The 17,651-nt window shown below is 42.2% G+C and carries 21 protein-coding genes; 13 read left to right on the forward strand and 8 right to left on the reverse strand.

All coding sequences use genetic code 11. The annotated features are described in order from the left end of the window. Positions 1 to 28: 28 nt before the first annotated feature. The 8 genes from rpsP to EDD57_RS00610 all read left to right on the forward strand — a co-directional run bounded on the left by rpsP (position 29) and on the right by EDD57_RS00610 (position 4,877). Positions 29 to 280 carry a 30S ribosomal protein S16 gene (rpsP, locus tag EDD57_RS00575; RefSeq protein WP_072330238.1) on the forward strand — a complete coding sequence of 84 codons (252 nt, stop codon included), beginning with the start codon at positions 29 to 31 and terminating at the stop codon, positions 278 to 280. 34 nt (positions 281 to 314) lie between these two features. Then, positions 315 to 842, forward strand: a complete 528-nt coding sequence (rimM, locus tag EDD57_RS00580; RefSeq protein WP_131847285.1) for a ribosome maturation factor RimM — start codon at positions 315 to 317, stop codon at positions 840 to 842. A gap of 9 nt (positions 843 to 851) precedes the next feature. Next, a complete protein-coding gene (gene trmD, locus EDD57_RS00585; RefSeq protein ID WP_131847403.1) occupies positions 852 to 1,595 on the forward strand; it encodes a tRNA (guanosine(37)-N1)-methyltransferase TrmD in 744 nt (247 codons plus the stop codon). A 93-nt stretch (positions 1,596 to 1,688) separates the two neighbouring features. After that, positions 1,689 to 2,042: a 50S ribosomal protein L19 gene (rplS, locus tag EDD57_RS00590; RefSeq protein ID WP_131847287.1), complete on the forward strand. Its 354-nt coding sequence runs from the start codon at positions 1,689 to 1,691 to the stop codon at positions 2,040 to 2,042. 86 nt (positions 2,043 to 2,128) lie between these two features. Further along, positions 2,129 to 2,740, forward strand: coding sequence for a signal peptidase I (gene lepB / locus EDD57_RS00595; RefSeq protein ID WP_131847289.1), 612 nt, complete (start codon positions 2,129 to 2,131; stop codon positions 2,738 to 2,740). A gap of 21 nt (positions 2,741 to 2,761) precedes the next feature. Further along, on the forward strand, positions 2,762 to 3,655 hold the full coding sequence (gene ylqF / locus EDD57_RS00600) for a ribosome biogenesis GTPase YlqF (protein WP_131847291.1): 894 nt from the start codon (positions 2,762 to 2,764) through the stop codon (positions 3,653 to 3,655). Beyond that, positions 3,648 to 4,424, forward strand: a complete 777-nt coding sequence (locus EDD57_RS00605; RefSeq protein WP_131847293.1) for a ribonuclease HII — start codon at positions 3,648 to 3,650, stop codon at positions 4,422 to 4,424. Before ylqF ends, EDD57_RS00605 begins: the two co-directional genes overlap by 8 nt. A gap of 87 nt (positions 4,425 to 4,511) precedes the next feature. Next, the gene (locus tag EDD57_RS00610) at positions 4,512 to 4,877 is read left to right on the forward strand and encodes a YraN family protein (RefSeq protein ID WP_131847295.1); all 366 of its coding nucleotides are present in this window, start codon (positions 4,512 to 4,514) and stop codon (positions 4,875 to 4,877) included. Positions 4,878 to 4,927: 50 nt separating this feature from the next. On the opposite strand, the gene EDD57_RS00615 is transcribed toward EDD57_RS00610, so the two are convergent. The 4 genes from EDD57_RS00615 to EDD57_RS00630 all read right to left on the reverse strand — a co-directional run bounded on the left by EDD57_RS00615 (position 4,928) and on the right by EDD57_RS00630 (position 7,827). Further along, complete coding sequence (locus tag EDD57_RS00615; protein ID WP_131847297.1) at positions 4,928 to 5,560, reverse strand: helix-turn-helix transcriptional regulator; 633 nt, start codon at positions 5,558 to 5,560, stop codon at positions 4,928 to 4,930. A gap of 89 nt (positions 5,561 to 5,649) precedes the next feature. Further along, positions 5,650 to 6,039 carry a VOC family protein gene (locus EDD57_RS00620; RefSeq protein ID WP_131847299.1) on the reverse strand — a complete coding sequence of 130 codons (390 nt, stop codon included), beginning with the start codon at positions 6,037 to 6,039 and terminating at the stop codon, positions 5,650 to 5,652. Between the two features lie 16 nt (positions 6,040 to 6,055). Beyond that, positions 6,056 to 7,090 carry an S-adenosylmethionine:tRNA ribosyltransferase-isomerase gene (locus tag EDD57_RS00625; RefSeq protein ID WP_131847301.1) on the reverse strand — a complete coding sequence of 345 codons (1,035 nt, stop codon included), beginning with the start codon at positions 7,088 to 7,090 and terminating at the stop codon, positions 6,056 to 6,058. After that, positions 7,087 to 7,827 carry an SDR family NAD(P)-dependent oxidoreductase gene (locus EDD57_RS00630; RefSeq protein ID WP_131847303.1) on the reverse strand — a complete coding sequence of 247 codons (741 nt, stop codon included), beginning with the start codon at positions 7,825 to 7,827 and terminating at the stop codon, positions 7,087 to 7,089. Before EDD57_RS00630 ends, EDD57_RS00625 begins: the two co-directional genes overlap by 4 nt. 286 nt (positions 7,828 to 8,113) lie before the next feature. Here EDD57_RS00630 and EDD57_RS00635 point away from each other — a divergent pair, with 286 nt between their 5' ends. The 4 genes from EDD57_RS00635 to EDD57_RS00650 all read left to right on the forward strand — a co-directional run bounded on the left by EDD57_RS00635 (position 8,114) and on the right by EDD57_RS00650 (position 12,656). Then, a complete protein-coding gene (locus tag EDD57_RS00635) occupies positions 8,114 to 9,085 on the forward strand; it encodes a glycosyltransferase family 2 protein (protein ID WP_131847305.1) in 972 nt (323 codons plus the stop codon). A 45-nt stretch (positions 9,086 to 9,130) separates the two neighbouring features. Then, positions 9,131 to 10,261 carry a DegT/DnrJ/EryC1/StrS family aminotransferase gene (locus EDD57_RS00640; protein WP_131847307.1) on the forward strand — a complete coding sequence of 377 codons (1,131 nt, stop codon included), beginning with the start codon at positions 9,131 to 9,133 and terminating at the stop codon, positions 10,259 to 10,261. 1 nt (position 10,262) lies between these two features. Then, on the forward strand, positions 10,263 to 10,988 hold the full coding sequence (locus EDD57_RS00645) for a class I SAM-dependent methyltransferase (protein ID WP_131847309.1): 726 nt from the start codon (positions 10,263 to 10,265) through the stop codon (positions 10,986 to 10,988). Between the two features lie 138 nt (positions 10,989 to 11,126). Further along, positions 11,127 to 12,656, forward strand: a complete 1,530-nt coding sequence (locus EDD57_RS00650; protein ID WP_131847311.1) for a YifB family Mg chelatase-like AAA ATPase — start codon at positions 11,127 to 11,129, stop codon at positions 12,654 to 12,656. Between the two features lies 1 nt (position 12,657). On the opposite strand, the gene EDD57_RS00655 is transcribed toward EDD57_RS00650, so the two are convergent. The 4 genes from EDD57_RS00655 to EDD57_RS00670 form a co-directional block, all read right to left on the reverse strand. Further along, the gene (locus tag EDD57_RS00655) at positions 12,658 to 12,918 is read right to left on the reverse strand and encodes a hypothetical protein (protein WP_131847313.1); all 261 of its coding nucleotides are present in this window, start codon (positions 12,916 to 12,918) and stop codon (positions 12,658 to 12,660) included. A gap of 102 nt (positions 12,919 to 13,020) precedes the next feature. Next, positions 13,021 to 13,995, reverse strand: a complete 975-nt coding sequence (locus tag EDD57_RS00660; protein ID WP_243649385.1) for a superoxide dismutase — start codon at positions 13,993 to 13,995, stop codon at positions 13,021 to 13,023. 142 nt (positions 13,996 to 14,137) lie between these two features. Then, on the reverse strand, positions 14,138 to 14,896 hold the full coding sequence (locus EDD57_RS00665) for a TylF/MycF family methyltransferase (protein WP_131847317.1): 759 nt from the start codon (positions 14,894 to 14,896) through the stop codon (positions 14,138 to 14,140). Between the two features lie 119 nt (positions 14,897 to 15,015). Beyond that, a complete protein-coding gene (locus EDD57_RS00670; protein ID WP_131847319.1) occupies positions 15,016 to 15,333 on the reverse strand; it encodes a DUF2627 family protein in 318 nt (105 codons plus the stop codon). A 133-nt stretch (positions 15,334 to 15,466) separates the two neighbouring features. Between EDD57_RS00670 and EDD57_RS00675 the strand changes: the two genes are divergently transcribed. After that, a complete protein-coding gene (locus EDD57_RS00675) occupies positions 15,467 to 17,527 on the forward strand; it encodes a sigma 54-interacting transcriptional regulator (RefSeq protein ID WP_131847321.1) in 2,061 nt (686 codons plus the stop codon). The last annotated feature ends 124 nt before the right edge of the window (positions 17,528 to 17,651 follow it).

Raw genomic sequence — 17,651 nt, forward strand, 5'->3', positions numbered from 1 at the left:
GAAACCCTAATTAGGAGGTGAAGAATCAATGGCAGTGAAAATCCGTCTAAAACGCATAGGTGCGAAAAAAGCTCCTTTCTACCGTGTAGTAGTTGCTGACTCTCGTGCTCCACGTGATGGTCGTTTTATCGAGGAAATCGGTTACTACAACCCGATTGCTCAACCAGCTCAAGTGAAAATTGATGCTGAAAAAGCGAAAAAATGGTTAGCTACTGGTGCTCAACCATCTGATACCGTACGTAACTTGTTCCGTAAAGAAGGTATCCTTGAATCAAAATAATGATCCGATCCGATAGCGGAATAGGTGAACCGATTTGAAAGAAGTAGAGTTTTTAAAAGTAGGCCGTTTTCTGGGCACACATGGTATTCGCGGTGAAGTGAAGCTACTCTCAGAGACTGACTTTCCGGAAGATCGCTTTGCACCTGGACAGGTGTTACTGCTACAACATGCAACACTTACAACGCCACTCCCTTTGACTGTGGAGAAGAGTCGCCTTCATAAAAATGCTTACTTAGTGAAGTTCCAAGAATGGGATAACATCAATCAAGCAGAACCTTTCAAGGGGGGAACCTTTGTCGTTCCTGTAACAGATGTGGTCTCTCTTGATATGGAAGCAGGCGAGTACTACTTTAAAGATATTATTCACTGCGAAGTATTCACAACAGAGGGACGCAGGGTGGGTAAGGTAAAGGAAATTTTAACCCTTCCAGCCAATGATGTTTGGGTCGTGGCGACAGCGGATGGGAAAGAGATCCTTTTACCTTATATTGATGACATTGTTAACGAGATCGATGTGGCTTCAAAACAGATTACGATTGAGTGGATGGAAGGACTGGAATAATTGGCACAGATTCGCTTTGATGTACTAACTCTTTTTCCTGAGATGTTTCATGGATTCTTATCTACTAGTATCATCCGTAAAGCTCATGAAAAAGGGCTCATTGAGACGAATGTAACCAATTTTCGTCAGTTTGCCACCGATAAGCATCAGACTGTCGACGATACTCCGTATGGCGGCGGTGGAGGCATGGTGTTAAAGCCACAACCTCTATTTGATGCAGTCGATCATCTACTTCAGGATGCTGTGAAGCGTCCACCGATTCTGTTGATGTCTCCACAAGGAGCTCCTTTTACGCAAAAGAAGGCAGAGGAGTTAGCAGGACACTCGCATCTGATGTTCCTTTGTGGGCATTATGAAGGATTTGATGAGCGGATTCGTCAAAACTTGGTGACGGAAGAGATCTCCGTAGGGGATTTTGTACTCACCGGTGGAGAACTCCCAGCGATGGTCATCATTGACAGTGTGAGTCGATTAATCCCTGGTGTACTTGGCAATCATGATTCGGCAGCGATGGACTCGTTTTCAAACGGGCTTTTAGAGTATCCACATTACACGAGACCATCTGAATTTCGTGGTATGGAAGTACCTGATATTTTATTATCGGGTCATCATGCAAATATGGAGAAATGGCGCAGAGAACAGTCACTAAAGCGAACATGGACACGAAGGCCCGACCTTCTGAAATCAGCTCCGTTGACAGAAGAAGATCGGAAGTTCTTGCGAATGTTAGAGCAAAGAAAGCGATCTGAATAATTGTGTTTCAGTAGTGGCTTATGTTAAAATATCTCCGTTCATGATTTCTTGAAGCGGATAAAAATACCTTAAGGAAGGGAGGCACAAACGATTATGCATCCAATTTTGAAAAGCGTATCTGAATCTCAAATTCGTCAAGATATTCCTTTATTCCGTGCCGGTGATACTTTGAAAGTGCACGTGAAAGTAAAAGAGGGACAACGCGAGCGTATCCAGCTTTTTGAAGGCGTGGTAATCCAACGTCGTGGTGGCGGTATCTCTGAAACCTTCACCGTTCGTAAAATTTCTTACGGAGTGGGAGTAGAGCGTACTTTCCCAATCCATTCACCACGTATCGATAAGATCGAAGTATTGCGCCGTGGTAAAGTACGTCGTGCGAAATTATTCTACCTACGTAGCCTACGTGGTAAAAAAGCACGTATTAAAGAAATCCGTACTGAGAAATAATAAGATCACACATAGAAAAGGGCTTGGGTTTCTAATCCAGCCCTTTTACTGTATATTTACTTACTAATGCTATATAGGAGGGATCTATGGACGGTCAAAAGTTTATTCCACGTTCGGAGCGTACGAAACAGCAACCTCAGAATCAGTCTTCTCTTCCTTCGCGTTCACGACGTAATCGTGGGGAAGGAAATGGAAAAGGGAAGAGTGCATACCGAGATTGGGCGATCGCGCTCATTGCTGCTCTGGCTCTTGCTCTTCTAATTCGAGGATTTGTACTGGAGCCATTTCATGTTTCAGGTCCCTCTATGCAAGATACTTTAGCTTCTAATGATAAAGTAATGGTAAATAAGTTGATCTACAAGGTGCGTGACCCGAAGCAGGGTGAAGTCGTTATTTTTCACAGTAAAGACAAGGTTGACTTAATTAAACGGATTGTGGCTCTTCCAGGAGAGACGGTAGAAGTGAAGAACAATCAGTTGTTGGTAAACGGAAAAGAAGTGAAAGAATCGTACTTGGGATCCTCTACCAAAACCACTGACTTTGCTCCTGTTAAAGTGCCAAATGGACAAGTATTTGTCCTAGGAGATAATCGTTCCAATAGCACGGATAGTCGAGTTTTCGGACCCGTTTCCACGAGTGAAATTGTAGGGAAGGCATCCTTCGTATATTGGCCGATGTCCCATTTTAAGGGTTTATAGTTTTTAATAGGATGTGGAAATATGAGTATTCAATGGTTTCCGGGCCATATGGCGAAAGCACGCCGGCAAGTGACAGAAAAACTAAAGTTGGTCGATGTGGTATTTGAATTATTAGATGCGCGTTTACCCATTTCTAGCCGTAACCCGATGATGGGTGAGATTGTGTCACAAAAGCCACGAGTGATTCTCTTAACCAAATGTGATTTGGCAGATCCAAAAGCGAATAAGATGTGGGTAGAGTATTTTCGTGAACAAGGTGTTGGCGTACTAGAAGTCGATGCAAAGACAGGCAAAGGAGTAAACTTGATTCAATCCGTTACGGATAAACTCCTTCAACCATTATTTGAAACACGCCAGCGCAAAGGAATTCTAACACGTCGTGTGCGGGCGATGGTTTTAGGGATTCCCAATGTTGGAAAGTCATCTTTGATTAATCGATTGGCTAAGAGAGCAGCAACTGTAACAGGTGATCGTCCTGGTGTTACCAAAGCTCAGCAATGGATTAAAATTGGCCAAAATCTAGAGCTGTTAGATACGCCTGGGATCTTATGGCCGAAGTTTGAAGATCATGGGGTTGGGCTTCGCCTTGCACTAAGCGGTGCGATCAAAGAAGAGATTTTGCCGATTGAAGAAGTGGCAGTACATGGGATTGCTTATCTCAAAGAGCGTTATGCTACAGAGCTGATGACGCGTTATAAGCTACAGGATTCTGCTATGGAAGAAGAAGCTTATGATTTACTACAGGAGATCGGAAAAAAGCGCGGCTGTATCCAGCGTGGCGGAGTTGTAAATACCGAAAAAGCAGCTGAGATTTTCCTCAATGATTTACAAGGCGGCATGATTGGAAGAATCTCCTTTGAATATCCGGGCGATGAATTCTTTACAGCAGAACAGGGTGTACAACGAGATGAGTAGAACCATCGCAGATTGGAAAGAGAGGCTCTCATCTTCAGAGGTAATAACGGAAGACGAACTGGCTGAACTACGCATAGATTCAAGAATGGGCGTTCAAAAACTCCTTCAATCCTACCTGAAACAGCAAGAGAGAATACAGGCTGAGCAGATTCGGGTTGAAGGAATGTGGCGGTTTGAGCGTCAATTATGGGCCCAGGGGAAGAGCTGGATTGCTGGAGTAGATGAAGCAGGTCGAGGTCCTTTAGCAGGTCCTGTGGTAGCAGCTGCTGTTATCTTACCATCCGACTTTGATGCAACAGGACTAAATGATTCCAAGCAAGTGAAAAAGGAAGAACGGAATCGACTGCGCCAAAAGATTGAACAAGAAGCCATTACGATTGGTGTTGGAGTAATCGATGTACCTTACATAGACAAATATAATATTTTGCAAGCTACTTATCAGGCCATGCGCATCGCTCTCAGCCAGCTACAACCGATCCCTGACTTTATCTTAGGTGATGCTGTCAAGATTCCCCGAGTAACCATTCCCCAACACAGCATCATAAAAGGTGACGCTCAAAGCCACTCCATCGCAGCTGCCTCCATTATAGCCAAGACGACTCGAGACGAATATATGACCCAACTGGCAGACAAATATCCAGGCTATGGCTTTGAAAAACATATGGGATACGGAACCCCTGAGCACTTACAAGCGATCGAAGCACTCGGAGTTACTCCTGAGCACCGATCTTCTTTTGCACCCGTTCAAGCAGTACTACGTTCAAGATAACGGGACCCCATTTCATCAAATAATTGACAGAATTATACAACTTCTGGTAATCTACCCCTATAACGGTTTTCTTCGGAGGCGCTATGTATGAAAGATGTGCGTAAACAAATAGGAACCCTAGGGGAAGAAGTTGCAGCACAGTTGTTAGAAGAAAAGGGTTATGAGGTTCTAACACGTAATTGGCGCTCCCAATTAGGTGAACTCGATTTAATTGTGACGAATCAACGAGATTTAGTATTTGTCGAAGTACGGACGACCACAAGCACTCGTTTTGGCTATGGCTTTCAGTCTGTAGATGGAAAGAAACAACAACAAGTCCGAAAGATTGCGCTTCAATACGTTCTCAACCACGTAAAACGCCCTTATTCCTTGCGATTCGATGTCATTTCAGTTCTCTTAAATCGCCAAACAGGACAAGCCATCGAGACAGAGCATTTTGAAGGAGCGTTTTGAAAAAGGAATAAATAAAGCAAGGAGACCGGATATTGATAGGTCTCCTTGCTTTATTTATGAGGACGGATCTGGTATATGCATTGTTTCCCGCCCTTGGCCTTACACTCCACTTGCTCTACATCAGCGTCCAGAATACCACGGAACAAAGAGAGTTCGCTTCCACATGCTTGAAGATATTGATGTGCGACTGTGTGAATGGGACAGTTATATTCTGTCATGGTATAAGTACCCTTTTCCACACCTTCTTCCCACTCGGCCATATAGCCCTTTTCCTGCTGAATCGATGCTAGTTGGGCTACTTGCTCTGAGAGAGGAAGATCTTTCATAAGAGGTCGAATGGTTTCCTTTAAGCGTTCTTCACGGAGGCGAAATAATTGATCGATGGTTTCTTTGCCGTGAAGAGACTCTAAGTCTTGTAAAAAATCGAGTGTTAGATCACTATAATGTTTTGGAAAAAACGCTTCCGCTTCCTCGGTAAGGGAGTAGACGGATGTAGGTCTCCCCATCGCTTGACGTACCAAAGTTGTTTTGAGTAGATGATCTTTTTCAAGAACTTGTAGATGTTTTCTCACAGCAATATTGGAGATTTCTAAGGCATTTGCTAACTCTTGTGCACTCATGGATCCACTTTTTCGAAGTAGGGTTAGGATTTGTTGACGTGTATAACTCATTGGTTCAGACATAACAAACGCATCCTCCTACTAAATAATCTCGTTCAGTCATAACCTCCACTTTAGTTTAGACTCCCTACAAAATCTGTCAAGGGATCCCTTCAAGAAGTAGTTTCAATTAATTCGATCTGCTCCCCATCAGGTCCCTCGATAAATAAGATCTTGGTCTGATTCGGTAGTGTAATCGGCCCCTCCATAATGGGTATGTGGGTTTGAATACAAATGCGTTCCCATTCGATCAAATGGCTTACTTCGATAGCGAAATGATAGGTGGAGGGAGGGGATGTTGTCTCTTGGTTAATGGATATTAACTCTAATCTCCATCCATCTCCTTGAAGCCAGAGGATTTCTTCTTCTTCTAGATAAAAATGTTGATGGACTTGTAAACCAAATAGTTGTTGATAAAACTGAGATGATACGTGTAGATTGCTAACTTGGATCGCTACGTGGTGTAGGTGTACGTTTGTGGGTGTCGGAATCGCATGATACATAAATGCTTCTCCCTTTTTACAGAATTAAATTCATATCGCCAAATTCATGCCAATAATACTGGTGCTCAATCGCTTCTTGGTAAGCATGAAGGAGGTGCTCTGGATTGATCAAAGATGAAAGAAGGTCGAGATGACTTGCTTCTGGCTCATGAAATCCTGTTATTAACCCATCTACGACAAGGAGCTTTGTATTAGCAGTTATGTGTAGACTAGTCCATCCAGTCTGGGGGATAAGCTCTCCATCCCCGTCGATAGATGTCTCTAAGGCCCTCACTATGGTTGTGCCAACTGCAATGACCCTCTTACCGTGCTTCTTGGCTTTCTTGATTTCTTGAACGGTACTAACGGGAACTAAGTATTCCTCGGCATGCTTTTTGGGGTCCAGATACGCTTGGTCATCAAGTAGATAACTAAGTCCTGTATGGAGCTGAATATATGCAATTCTCACTCCTTTTTTCTGTAATTTCAGTAATAGTTCCCAACTAAAAGCTCTTCCCGCAGAAGGCATTTCAACAGATCCTGGAACGGTTCCATAAACGGTTTGATAATAATCTAAGTCCCATGGATGGTCGATGTATTCATAGCGAATCGGTTCGCCTAAAGCATAGAACGATTCAAGTAGATGATTGCCAGATTGGGAGAATTGTAGGGTTACAATGGAAGCCTCTGATAGTGAAATAACTTGTGCTTGGAGATAAGATGAGAAAATAAATTCATCTCCTAGATTCACCCCAGCGGCCACGATTAACGCTTCCCAGTTAGTCGAATCGATTCGTCGTGCCAGTCTAATTTCTACTTGGGTTTGTAGGAGTGTCCCATTCCGCTTCCAATCAACTTGAAAAACAGCTGGAATTGTTCGACTTGCATTTAGTACTAATAGATCGTCTTTCTCCAGATAGGAATCGATATGTTGAAACTGGGTATGTGTGGTCTCCCCCGTTTGGCGATTTAAAACCATACACTTTACATGATCACGACGAATGCCGCGACGCTCAGGTGGCAAAGATGCATGAAGGGAGTCTGGTAGGTAGAAGGAAAGGGGTGCGGTCATGATAAAGCCCCCCTTTTTTGTAAGAACTCAGCCGCTTGTATTCGTTCTCCGTTTTCCGTTGATTCGGCTGAAGCTAAGTGTAGAAACACATCGACGACATCATTTGGATCAGTGAGGTCGTAATCGCAATCTGGTACGGCTAAAGCATGCATTTCTGTATCCATCTCACCCGGATCTATCATATTCATGCGAACTCCAGTCCCTTCTAGCTCATCAGCCCACGTTTCAGTTAATCCTTCCAATGCAAATTTGGAGATTCCATAAGCCCCCCAACCGCTGTAGCCCGTATGCCCTGCTTCTGACGTTACATTTATGATAGAACCTTTTTTCTCTTGTAGCATCCTCGCCACCACTCTTCGCGTTACGAGAAAAGGGCCTACTGCGTTTACGCGAAGAACTTCTTGATAGTCAACTTCGGGATAATCGGCCAGAAGGGGCATAGGACTAGGGCCTAGGATAGATGCATTGTTAATTAAGACGTCAATGGTGCCAAAGGTTGCTTCAGCCAATGCGATAAATCGTTCTACATCACGAGAGAGTGATAGGTCGGCCGTAATGGCTAATACTTCCATTGCTCCTTGCTCAATCGCTTCCTTTTTTACTTGAAGTAATTTCGTTTCCTCTCGAGAACAAATGGCTAATTTCGCTCTCTCTTTGGCAAATGCTAGCGCCAAGGCACGCCCTAACCCTTTTGATGCGCCAGTAATCATAATAACCTGATTCGAAAAGGTTGACATATAAATCCGCTCCTTTGGTCTTCATGGATTGCATTTTCTTATGTGCGTTTTTAGTTATTTTATAAACTTAGTTAATCTTTTAGTTAAATAAGTTGCATCTACATCTTAGCCCCTTCGCAACAATCTGTAAAGAGGAAATGAACATGATATTTCAATTTTTTATGTGAATGATAAATATAGAATTTTTTCTAAAAAATAGGTTTGATTCTTTGCTCTAGCTCTTAGAATATTCTTGGAGGTAAATGAATAAATACTATAAAAACATGGATGATCAGGAGGGTTGTTTATGAGTCAGGAACCAAAGAGAATGTTTATGGATCAAGAAAAAAACTTATATCTTCCAAAGGTAAGTGTTTTAATATCTGCTTGTAATCGTCCTCATATGTTGAAGCAGGCATTGGAGAGTGTATTAGCCCAAACATATCCCAATATTGAGATCATTATCGGTGATAATAGTACTGATAATGGAGTGGAGGCTTTGGTTGAGCCCTATTTAAGGGATTATGATCATATTAAGTATGTTCGAAATGTAGAGACAGGTCGAAACTCATTTGACTTGGGTAATACCCTAACCCTGTTTAGTATGGCTACTGGAGAGTTTGTTAACTTTCTACATGATTATGATTTTTTTCATCGGGAGAAAATCGAAAAAATGGTCCATTACTTTCTTCGCCTTCCTAATGTCAAATTAGTTACTTCTTACAGACAGGTAGTTGACGACGATGGAAATGAATTACCTCCAGTCGTAAGTACATCTAAATTGCTTTATAAAGATTCACTTATTAATGGAAAAGAGCTTGGGAAGCACATGCTTAGCCAGTTCACTAATTCAATAGGGGGATGTACGACGGTTTTATTTAAAAAAAGTGATCTCCAGGAAGGTTGGGCAAGGTATGGAGGCTTTCATCATGTTGTGTTGAGTGATGTAGCTACTTGGATGTCTCTACTCTCTCAAGGAGATGCGGTATATATAGCAGAACCGTTAAGTTACGTCAGGATTCACCTAGAAGATCGGATGAATACAGCAGATTTAGAGTTAGGACGTGTAGCTGAGTGGGCAAGTATTTTGTTGAGTTCTTTTGAAAACCAATTTATCGAGATGGCTGAGTACCAAGGTTATCTCAAACAGTGGAATGAACGTTGGAATTCTCGTATGCATGAATTAATTGCAAGTGAAAATCATTCCTTTATTTTGCAAGGAGTGCGTAAGAAATGCTTGAGACTATTGGAAGACATTCCGCAGATATATAGCTTATAGCCACCATTGCTGTGAATTTGATAGATAAAGTGAGGGGATTCGCTAATTAAACCGATACCATTTCTCCGTCCTAATGTAGTGAAGAGCGAATTATATCTAGCGTATCTTTCGCAAATTGATGAAAATCGAATTTATTCCAACTACGGACCCTTGAATGACACTTTCGAAGAGCGGATCCTGCAAGAGTTTTTCGAAGGGGAGGGTGCGGTAAGCACCGTTAATAATGCAACAATTGGTTTAATGCTTGCCATTTCTCAATGTATGAGGCCGAATGGTCGATATGCGCTAATGCCTAGCTTTACCTTCTCAGCTACCCCTTTAGCTGCTATTTGGTGTGGACTAGAGCCTTATTTTATCGATATTTATGAAGACGAATGGTCTATGAATGTAGACATAGTAGAGGATACTTTGAAAAAGCTAGGGGACCAGGTTGCAGTTGTTGTTCCCTATGCAACATTTGGAACATGTATAGACCTGACATACTACAACGAGTTGCAGAAGAAAGGTATCCCAGTAGTAGTGGATGCAGCAGCTAGCTTTGGAGCAAGAGATAAGCATGGTCATTTTGGTAAGGGTTTTTTAGGGAGCATCATCTATAGCTTCCATGCTACCAAGGGATTTGGAATTGGAGAGGGAGGATTGGTATACAGCGGTGATGAAGGGATCATCTCAAATGTGCGGCAAGCGGGGAATTTCGGTTATAAGGGGAGTAGAGAATCAACTTTAAAAGGGCTCAATAGTAAGATGTCCGAATATATGGCTGCCATCGGTCTGGCAACGTTGGATGTATTTGAACAGAAAATGGAATCCCGAAAGCAGATTAAACAATGGTACTTAGAGCAGATGAATAAATGGAATCTATTTGAGAAAGGATGGAGAGTTCAAAATTGCTCTGGTCAGATCGTTACTCAACTCCTTTCCATTCTCAGTCCACGGGACGAAAAAGCACATGAACTCATAGATCGTTTAGATAAACAAGGGATTGAGACGCGATGCTATTTTTCTCCGCCTTGCCACAGGCAAAAACAATTTGCTACTAGCAATCAATCTACTATGGCCATGACGGAATGCATATCAGATCGCATCATCAGTCTACCGTTTTGGGAAGAGATGGACACGATGCTTGTAAGCCAAATAGTTAAAGAGCTAGCAAATACTTTGCATAGGGGTGGGTAGGTTGGAAAATACATCTTCCTATTATTGTCCATGTTGTAAGAATCACGTTTCACAATTTATTCCTTGGCCTGCTGGTTCTTTTGAACCACAACCATTTCAATTGGAAAATTGGAATCTAGAAACAGGAATTTGTTCGATCTGTATGGCTATGGATCGTGAAAGGCTTTACGTATGGTTTATTGAAAGAGAAACTGATTTATTACGGGCGAATGTAAGTGTTTTGCATATTGATCCTGAAAGAGAAAAACATGTAAAAAATAGGATGTCTACATGCGCGAATCTCCATTACGTGTGTGGAGATTCGAAACCTCTAGACCCTTGGACCAAGGGATTAGACGCCACAAATCTTTATTTTGGGGATCAAGCGTTTGATGTCGTTTTATGTAGTCATATACTTGAGAACATTCCGGATGATCGTAAGGCGATGAGAGAGTTTTACAGGGTAATGAAAGTAGGAGGCTGGGGGATTATGCAAGTGCCGCTGGCTACGAATGTCGAGACGAGTTTTGAGGATGAGCAAGTCGTAACTCCAGAAGATCGGATTAGAGCCTATGGTCATCAAGATCGTGTGCGAGTATATGCGAAAGAAGATTATATACAGAGGCTAGAGTCAGTTGGCTTTAGAGTGGAACTGTACAATATTGCAGAGAGATATTCGATCGAAGAAGCATGTAAATTAGGACTTTCAAAAGAAGATAATCTTTATATTGTGCATAAAGATGCATGATCCATTCTTCTTACCATGTAGATGACTTCTTGAGACAGAGTCATCTTTTTTGTCTTTATTTGAATAAATTAGCAGGATTATATGAAAAAAACCCGAATGATTACCATATTATGGAACAAATGTTTGGGGGATAATCATTTGTATGCAAAGATCTATAGTGCATCTGTATTAGGAATCCATGGTTTTATCGTGGAGGTTGAGGTAGATATTAGTAATGGATTACCTGCTTTCGATATAGTTGGTCTTCCTGATTCATCTGTTCGGGAGTCCAAGGAGCGGGTTCGGGCGGCTGTTAAAAATAGTGGAGTAAACTTCCCCTTACAGCGTATTACGACGAATCTAGCTCCAGCGGATATTAAGAAGGAGGGCGCCAGCTTTGATCTAGCAATTGCGTTGGGGATTCTTCTAGCTAGTGATCAAATGGTAGGGGCAAGCATAGATAAAACGATTTTTTTAGGTGAATTATCTCTAGATGGATGTTTACGACCTCTTCATGGAATTTTGCCCATGGTTATGTGTGCAAAAGAACAGGGATTTGCCAAGGTGTTAGTACCTAGTGCGAATGACCAAGAAGCACGCTTAGTTGATGGAATTGAGATTATTCCACTACAGACATTGAAAGAATCAGTAGCATACTTAAAAGGAGAATGGCAGCCAGCTGCTGGAGAAATCGCTACCACCACTGAACTAACGAAATCGATCCAACCCGATTTGAAGGATGTCCAAGGACAGCAACATGTAAAACGGGCGATGGAAGTGGCCGCTGGAGGTGGTCATAATTTAATGTTAATTGGCCCACCCGGTTCAGGCAAAACGATGCTTGCCAGACGGATTCCCAGCATTCTTCCCTGTATGAATCGTCAAGAATCTCTGGAAGTAACGAAGATTTATAGCATAGCTGGTTTATTATCTGAGCGAGGTAAACTTGTCCAAGAGCGCCCATTCCGCTCTCCTCATCATACAGTATCCTCAGTTGGGATCGTAGGAGGTGGGCAAATCCCAAAGCCTGGAGAGGTAAGCTTGTCCCATCGAGGCGTGTTGTTTTTAGATGAACTACCTGAATTCTCCAAGGCAGCTTTAGAGGTTCTTCGCCAGCCTCTAGAAGATAAAGAGGTTACTCTTAGTAGATCGAAGATAACATTATCTTTTCCGTCTGATTTCATGCTTATTTCGTCTATGAATCCATGCCCGTGTGGATTTTATGGGTACGAGGAAGATCGAAGTTGCACATGCACTCCTCATCAAGTACAAAGATACCGCTCTCGTATCTCGGGGCCCCTGCTCGATCGAATTGATCTGCATGTGGAGGTACCCCGAGTAAACTTCGAGACGATATCTTCTAAATCTGTACCTGAGTCGTCACTGGAGATTCGGTTGAGAGTAAATCAAGCGAGACAAATTCAACAAGAGCGATTTAAAGAATCAGCAACTCTTTGTAACAGTAGCATGGTACCGGCCCAAATTCGAAAACATTGCGAGTTAGATCGAGCTGGAAGAGGACTATTACATCAATCATTTGATCGACTTGGATTAAGTGCACGAGCACATGATCGAATTCTAAAGGTGGCACGTACGATCGCTGATCTTGCAGGTGAAGAGAAAATCCAGGTGGCCCATGTTGCTGAGGCGATTCAATATCGGGCACTGGATCGGAAGTTCTGGGGCTAAGCTATTTGGCTTTGACCTTTACCCATTCATTCCGATACAACAGAAGGCGATACTCTTTTCTAGCGGCTTGGAGTGTTTCAAAAATCCTCACTCCTTCTGCATAGTTTCCAATGCCCATCGCTTGTCGATAGGATCTCTCGATGGGTGCCACTACTTCCTGAAAGTAGTAATTGGCTCGATTCGTAAAATGAGATTTTTTTGGTCGCGCGACTTGCTGTTCACTTGCTGGGGTATTTTTGGCCTTTGAACCCTTTTTTGCCATGCTTATACGCCTCCTGAAATGTCAAACTAATAGATCTAGCTAATGACCTATACCATATTTATGTTATGGAAAAGAGAATATTGTTATTTTTATTACTATTTTTTAAGTAGAGTTACGGGCTTGATGAAAACGTCTTTTTACCGCATCCCAATTGACAACATTCCACCAATGTTTAATGTATTCTTTTTTGCGATTTGGGTATTTGAGGTAGTAAGCGTGCTCCGAGACATCTAGACAGAGGAGGGGAACACCGTCCCATTGGGAGAGGCTTTGCTGTTTTTCCATTTGTAAGATTTCGAGTCTCGCAGTACGAGGGTTCCAAACAAGGATGACCCAGCCTCCTGCTACTTTTTCGGCTATGGTAGAGAAGTGGCTTTTTAAAGCAGAGAATTTCCCGAAATCAGTCTGAATTTGCTTGAGGAGTGATCCTGAAGGTACTCCGCCACTGTTTGGTTTGATACAATCCCAAAAAATAGTATGTAGATAATGTTCCACACCGTTATAGGAGGCTTCTCGCTCCCAGTGCCTTATTTGATCAAAGTTAAGAGTCTGGCGAGCTTTTTCGATTTCAATTTCAGCGGTATTCAAGTTATCTACGTATTTTTTATGGTGCTCACCATGATGAATACGCATCGTTACTTCATCAATGTAGGGTTCTAATGCATGGTAGGGATACGGGAGTGAGGGAAGTTGGTGTTGACCCATTGGAACTCTTTGGACTGTGGGAATGGTGGTGTTGCTTACTCTGGATGTAGGAAAGCTATTGTTCGTGTACATATGGGGTTGATTATGGTTGTCAGTTGTTTGACGAATTTGAAGGTACTTCTCGTATTTGTTTTGGGCGTTTAAGACTTTATGGAAATAAGCGTCCAATTCTCCAATGGACGAATGAGGACTACTAGCCATTTGTTCAATTTGACGATAAGCGGTTTCGATCGCTGTTAGATGCTTGATTGAGACATCATCGTGCTCAGTAAGATCTCTTTGATGTTTTAGCCAATGTTGATGGATTCGACAGGTATTGATAATCCACGTTTTAATCCAATCAAACACGTATACATAATAAGGGTTGTTCATCATTATGCTCCTTTTCCATCTCTGTTCTTATGTGTATGTTTGAAGGAAAGGGAGCATGTATGGGAAGTGGAGAGTACGAATAAGAAAACAAACAAAAACAAGAAAGACAAAAAGTCTTCCATGTTTCTGTATGTTTGAGATGTTATTTTGTTTTTCTCCAATAAACACCATTTTGATCAATCGTTTTTATTTCATCATGGACACCTATACAATCCCGATAATAATGTACCGCGGCTTTACATTGATCCACATCGTAATCATCAATAATGATATAGCCACCTACAGAAACCCTAGGATAAAGATTTGCTAAACTCTCCCATGTGGAAGAATACATATCCCCATCCAGTCTAGCTATAGCAATCTTTTCGATCGGTGCGGTGGGAAGAGTATCTTTGAACCAACCTTTTAAAAAGCATACGTTATCATCCAGTAGGTTATATTTTTTAAAATTATCTGCCACTTCTTCTAAGGAAACTCTTAAATAGTCCATAGTATGAAAAGGTGAGTGTGTATCAGCTGGATAATCTGGATCAGGGGGAGGCAGTCCTTCGAATGAATCAGCAACCCAAACTTTTCGATTCGTAATGCCGTAAGATTTCAAAAAGCCTCGCATAAAAATACATGCACCACCTCGCCAAACTCCTGTTTCGATAAAATCTCCCTCGATGTTATCCGTTATGACTGACTCCATGCATTGGTGTAGGTTATTCATCCGTTCTCTGCCAATCATACTGTGAGCAATCGGGGGCCAATCGAGTCCGTATTGTCTTGTTTCCATTGTTGGATTAAACATAATGTTACTTGGGTCGTGATAATATTTTTCATGCTCAATCCATATTTCATATAAAAGCGCCTTTTTCAGTAGCTCTAAATATAGATCTTCCGCATTATTTCTCTCCATACCATCTCCTCCATTCTTTTTAATCTATGAATATGAATGAAAAATGTGAGACTATGGTGAGACTAAAAAAGCATGCTATCCGGAAATGCGACTCATTTCTGGATAGCATGCTTATGTTCTTATACTTTATCGAGGAATTCCGGTTTTTTATAGCTAGGGTCTTGTTTTTGGCGCTCTCGTTCGGCGCGTTCTTCAGGAGTTAAAAATTTGGGGGAAATTCGGTTATTTTTTTTATCACGGTAAAAGATAAACCCACCAATAATGTATAAACTACCTACTAATAAAAGCAAACCCCAGAGAAAGCGAAGCCATCCAAAGCCTTCACCAGCAGCGGAGTAAAAGATTACCTCCCTGATTTCTGTCCAGCCGTAGATCCCTGCGACGCCAGGGAGACAGAGGAGGAGAATGGCGATGATACGTTGGTAGACTGGTTTCATTAAAAATACCGCCTTTCGTTTTTCCAAGTGTTATGTTACCTTAAATGCCAAGTGATTACTAGTCCTGTATGTATCGTTCTCTATGATAAGATAGGCAGGAAGAAGGTTTCGGTTACGGGAAAGGGGCGAATCTATGCAGAAAGTGTTAGTTGTGGGTGGAGGAAAGGGTGGAGCAGCTCTTCTTCGAACTTTATCGGATGTAGACTTTATCGAATTGATTGGGATTGTTGACATACTGCCTGATGCACCAGCTATTGAAGAAGCGAAGCGTAGAGGAATCGCTACTGGAACCGATATGAATTCGTTTTTAGAGCTCGCACCAGATGTGGTGATTGAGGTGACGGGCGATTCGATTGTGTATGATCAGATTTACGCATCGAAATCAGAGAAAACCCTTCTGGTCTCCGGAGATACGGCGAACTTGATGGTGCAGTTGATAGAGGAGAAAGAGAGCTGGTTTCAAGCTTGGATTCAGCGACAAAAAGAGCTAGAGGCGATTATCGATTCTACCCATGATGGGATGATTGCGGTAAATGCTCGAGGACAGATTACGATTTTAAATGCTTCAGCAGAGAAAATGTTAAAAGTACATAGAACTGAATTAATTGGGAGGCCTCTTCGCGAGGTGGTTGGGCATACTCGCTTAGAAGAAGTGCTACGGACAGGGGAATCAGAGCTAAATCAAACGTTTCAACTTCCAAGTGGGACAGAGATTGTTACGAACCGGGTTCCAGTGAAAAATCATGAAGGCAAAGTTATGGGAGCAGTGGCTGTTTTCCGCGAGGTTAGCGAACTACAACACTTTATCCAAAAAATCATGGATTTAGAGGATATGAAAAGCTATTTGCAAGCGATCATTGACTCATCGGATGATGCGATTTCCGTTGTAGATGTAAATGGGATTGGTCTGTTAATTAATCCAGCCTATACAAGGTTAACAGGGCTTCAGCCAGAGGAAATCATCGGGAAGCCCGCAGAGGTAGATATCTCAGAAGGTGCGGAGAGTATGCATATGAAGGTGCTTCGAACGAGACAAGTGGTTCGAGGTGTGCAGATGGAGGTAGGGCCTCACCATCGAGATGTGATAGTGAACGTAGCCCCGATTATCTTACAGGGTGAGTTAAAGGGGAGCGTAGCAATCGTTCACGATACCTCTGAATTAAAGCAATTAACGCAAGACCTAGAGCGAGCGCGAAGCATCATTCGAAAGTTAGAAGCAAAGTATACCTTTGATGATATCATTGGTGAGAGTGAGCAGATGCAAATCGCGATGCAACTTGCTAAGCAAGCGGCGGACACTCGCGCTACTGTGCTTTTACGCGGAGAATCGGGAACGGGGAAAGAGTTGTTCGCGCATGCGATACATAATGCTAGTAATCGGAAATATAACCAGTTTATTCGAGTAAACTGTGCTGCTTTGTCCGAGTCATTATTAGAAAGTGAGCTATTTGGTTATGAAGAGGGAGCTTTTACAGGAGCAAAGCGCGGTGGAAAAAAGGGCTTATTTGAGGAGGCGAGTGGGGGCACTATATTTTTAGACGAAATTGGGGAGCTGCAACCAAGTATCCAAGCTAAGTTGCTACGTGTCTTACAGGAGCGTGAAGTAATTCGAGTGGGTGGAACCAAGTCAATCCCAGTCGATGTTAGAGTCATCGCGGCTACGAATGTTTTCCTAGAACGGGCGATGGAAGAGAAAAAATTTCGAGAAGATCTTTTCTTCCGCTTAAATGTATTCCCGATTATGATTCCCCCTCTCCGCCAACGTGATGGAGATTTAGAGCTTTTAGCGATCCATCTCATTCGAAAGTTTAATCAAGAGTACGGACGGAATGTGCGTATGATTTCACCAGAGGCTATTCAGCTTCTATCTCAGTATTCGTTTCCTGGTAATGTGAGGGAATTAGAAAATTTCTTAGGACGAGCTATGATTCATATGACGGTACAAGAGCAGAAGTTAGCCCCGGAACATCTGCCAAAATTTGAATTTCAACGAAATCAAGTCCATGATGTGGTCAAAGAAGAATCAGCTGATGATGTAAACAGGCCCCTAAAGGGTTATTTAGCAGATGCAGAAAATCGCTATGTGACACAAATTTATCAGGCTTGTGGACAAAATAAGACTCAAACAGCGAAACAGTTAGGGATCTCGATACGAAGTTTATATTATAAATTGGAGCGCGCAGGTATTACGTAAAACATTTCTGCAATTTCTTGCATGTAAAAACGTGCGTTTTTGCAAAATAATGCAGAGGGTATGGCTGTTATGTAGGTGTTTCTTCGTTTTATGGAGTTGGCATTGTTCTTGCATATATAAAGGA

This window comes from Baia soyae, assembly GCF_004341445.1.
GTDB lineage: Bacteria > Bacillota > Bacilli > Thermoactinomycetales > Thermoactinomycetaceae > Baia > Baia soyae.

Coding starts and splice junctions, on each gene's coding strand:
- rpsP (WP_072330238.1), top strand. CDS start 29: ATGGCAGTGAAAATCCGTCTAAAACGCATAGGTGCGAAAAAAGCTCCT.
- EDD57_RS00665 (WP_131847317.1), bottom strand. CDS start 14,896: ATGGAGAGAAATAATGCGGAAGATCTATATTTAGAGCTACTGAAAAAG.
- EDD57_RS00675 (WP_131847321.1), top strand. CDS start 15,467: ATGCAGAAAGTGTTAGTTGTGGGTGGAGGAAAGGGTGGAGCAGCTCTT.
- EDD57_RS00655 (WP_131847313.1), bottom strand. CDS start 12,918: ATGGCAAAAAAGGGTTCAAAGGCCAAAAATACCCCAGCAAGTGAACAG.
- ylqF (WP_131847291.1), top strand. CDS start 2,762: ATGAGTATTCAATGGTTTCCGGGCCATATGGCGAAAGCACGCCGGCAA.
- EDD57_RS00610 (WP_131847295.1), top strand. CDS start 4,512: ATGAAAGATGTGCGTAAACAAATAGGAACCCTAGGGGAAGAAGTTGCA.
- rplS (WP_131847287.1), top strand. CDS start 1,689: ATGCATCCAATTTTGAAAAGCGTATCTGAATCTCAAATTCGTCAAGAT.
- EDD57_RS00660 (WP_243649385.1), bottom strand. CDS start 13,995: ATGAACAACCCTTATTATGTATACGTGTTTGATTGGATTAAAACGTGG.
- EDD57_RS00615 (WP_131847297.1), bottom strand. CDS start 5,560: ATGTCTGAACCAATGAGTTATACACGTCAACAAATCCTAACCCTACTT.
- EDD57_RS00625 (WP_131847301.1), bottom strand. CDS start 7,090: ATGACCGCACCCCTTTCCTTCTACCTACCAGACTCCCTTCATGCATCT.
- EDD57_RS00635 (WP_131847305.1), top strand. CDS start 8,114: ATGAGTCAGGAACCAAAGAGAATGTTTATGGATCAAGAAAAAAACTTA.
- EDD57_RS00620 (WP_131847299.1), bottom strand. CDS start 6,039: ATGTATCATGCGATTCCGACACCCACAAACGTACACCTACACCACGTA.
- EDD57_RS00670 (WP_131847319.1), bottom strand. CDS start 15,333: ATGAAACCAGTCTACCAACGTATCATCGCCATTCTCCTCCTCTGTCTC.
- lepB (WP_131847289.1), top strand. CDS start 2,129: ATGGACGGTCAAAAGTTTATTCCACGTTCGGAGCGTACGAAACAGCAA.
- EDD57_RS00630 (WP_131847303.1), bottom strand. CDS start 7,827: ATGTCAACCTTTTCGAATCAGGTTATTATGATTACTGGCGCATCAAAA.
- EDD57_RS00605 (WP_131847293.1), top strand. CDS start 3,648: ATGAGTAGAACCATCGCAGATTGGAAAGAGAGGCTCTCATCTTCAGAG.